Source organism: Rhizobacter sp. P2_H2 (assembly GCF_056403375.1).
In genome coordinates, this window is record NZ_JBFUFP010000950.1 from 1 (window position 1) to 2,115 (window position 2,115).

The 2,115-nt window shown below is 64.9% G+C and carries 3 protein-coding genes; 2 read left to right on the plus strand and 1 reads right to left on the minus strand.

The genetic code is table 11. The features are described 5' to 3' along the window. Window positions 1–361 (minus strand): bacterioferritin (bfr, locus tag AC1D15_RS28615; protein ID WP_477828679.1); only part of this gene is annotated, 361 nt, incomplete at its 3' end. 313 nt (window positions 362–674) lie between these two features. Between bfr and carA the strand changes: the two genes are divergently transcribed. Next, on the plus strand, window positions 675–1,832 hold the full coding sequence (gene carA, locus AC1D15_RS28620; RefSeq protein WP_477828681.1) for a glutamine-hydrolyzing carbamoyl-phosphate synthase small subunit: 1,158 nt from the start codon (window positions 675–677) through the stop codon (window positions 1,830–1,832). Beyond that, window positions 1,825–2,115, plus strand: a 291-nt coding sequence (locus tag AC1D15_RS28625; protein WP_477828680.1) for a carbamoyl phosphate synthase preATP-grasp domain-containing protein, incomplete at its 3' end; no start/stop codon positions are given. The genes carA and AC1D15_RS28625, both read left to right, overlap by 8 nt.

Here is a 2,115-nt window from a genome sequence, read left to right on the forward strand (position 1 = left end):
GCAGCAGGTCGCGCGAGACGTAGTCRCGCACCGTCTCGCAGTGGGCGATGCCGTCCTTGATGGTGGCCTGCGCGCCCTGTTCGGACTTCAGGTCGCATTGCAGGATCTCGACGGTGTCCTCGCCGACCWTCAGCTTGCCCAGGTCCTGCAGGTTCGGCAGCCCGTCGAGCGTGAAGATGCGCGTCATCAGCTGGTCGGCATGCTTCATCTCGCCGATCGACTCGGCGTATTCCTTGGCTGCGAGCTTGTCGAGGCCCCAGTGCTTCAGCATCCGGTAGTGCAGGAAGTACTGGTTGATCGCGGTGAGCTCGTTCTTCAGCTGCGCGTTCAGGTGTTCGATGACTTTCGGGTCGCCCTTCATGTGTGGCTCCTTCTTGTTGGGTGAGAGGTCGGATCAGCGCGCATTATCAGAGCCGAACAGCCCGCAACGAAGCGCAAATCCGAGCGATGTGCTCGCGTTGCAAGCGGCAATCGCTCGCATTCGTGTGATGCCTGCGCGGCTCAGGGTCAACCCTCGAAGCTCGTCTATAATCCCGCGGTTTACCTGCAACCCGCCCGCCCCAGCGAAACCCTCGCCGTTTCCTGTCGAAAACTCCCCCAGTTTTCTCCCCGGTCCGACGCTCGAGATGAGCAGAGCTGGGCGCGCACCAACGGAGATACGTGTGCCGCCTCAACTGCTGACAAACCCAGGACAGGCTCTGCTGGCACTCGCGGACGGAACTGTCTTTCAGGGCGTCTCGATCGGTGCGCCCGGCGAGACCATCGGCGAAGTGGTGTTCAACACCGCGCTGACCGGCTATCAGGAAATCCTGACCGACCCGAGCTACTGCCGCCAGATCGTCACGCTGACCTATCCGCACATCGGCAACTACGGTGTCAACGATGAGGATGTGGAAGCCAGCCGCGTGTTCGCGGCCGGCCTGATCATCAAGGACCTGCCGTTGCTCGCGTCGAACTTCCGCCAGACCATGACGCTGGCGCAGTACCTGCAACGCGAAGGCACGGTGGCCATCGCCAACATCGACACCCGCCGCCTGACCCGCGTGCTGCGCACCCGCGGCGCGCAGAACGGCTGCATCGTCACGCTGGCCGCCGGCCAGGTGGTGACCGATGCGATCCGCAACGATGCCATCGCCAAGGCCAAGGCCGCGCCCAGCATGGCCGGGCTCGACCTGGCCAAGGTGGTCAGCGAGACCAAGCCCTACGACTGGACCGAGACCGAATGGACGCTCGGCCAGGGCTACGGCACGCTGAAGGATCCGCGCTTCCACGTGGTGGCCTACGACTACGGCGTCAAGCGCAACATCCTGCGCATGCTCGCCAGCCGCGGCTGCAAGGTGACCGTGGTGCCGGCGCAGACCCCGGCCGCCGAGGTGCTCGCGTACAAGCCCGACGGCATCTTCCTCAGCAACGGCCCCGGCGACCCCGAGCCCTGCGACTACGCGATCGCCGCGACGCGCACGCTGATCGACACCGGCATCCCGACCTTCGGCATCTGCCTGGGCCACCAGATCCTCGCGCTGGCCTCCGGCGCGAAGACCTTCAAGATGAAGTTCGGCCACCACGGCGCGAACCACCCGGTGAAGGACCTCGACAACGGCCGCGTCAGCATCACGAGCCAGAACCACGGCTTCGCGGTCGACGAGAAGACCCTGCCCGCCAACCTGCGCCCCACGCACGTCAGCCTGTTCGACGGCACGCTGCAGGGCCTGGCGCGCACCGACAAACCCGCTTTCTGCTTCCAGGGCCATCCAGAGGCCTCCCCGGGACCCCATGACATCGGCTACCTGTTCGACCGCTTCACGGCCATGATGGAGAAGAACAATGCCTAAGCGCGCCGACCTCCAATCCATCCTCATCATCGGGGCCGGTCCGATCATCATCGGCCAGGCCTGCGAGTTCGACTACTCCGGCGCTCAGGCCTGCAAGGCACTGCGCGAAGAGGGCTACAAGGTCATCCTCGTCAACAGCAATCCGGCGACGATCATGACCGACCCGGAGATGGCCGACGTCACCTACATCGAGCCGATCACCTGGCAGGTGGTCGAGAAGATCATCGCGAAGGAGCGCCCGGATGCGGTGCTGCCGACGATGGGCGGCCAGACCGCGCTGAAC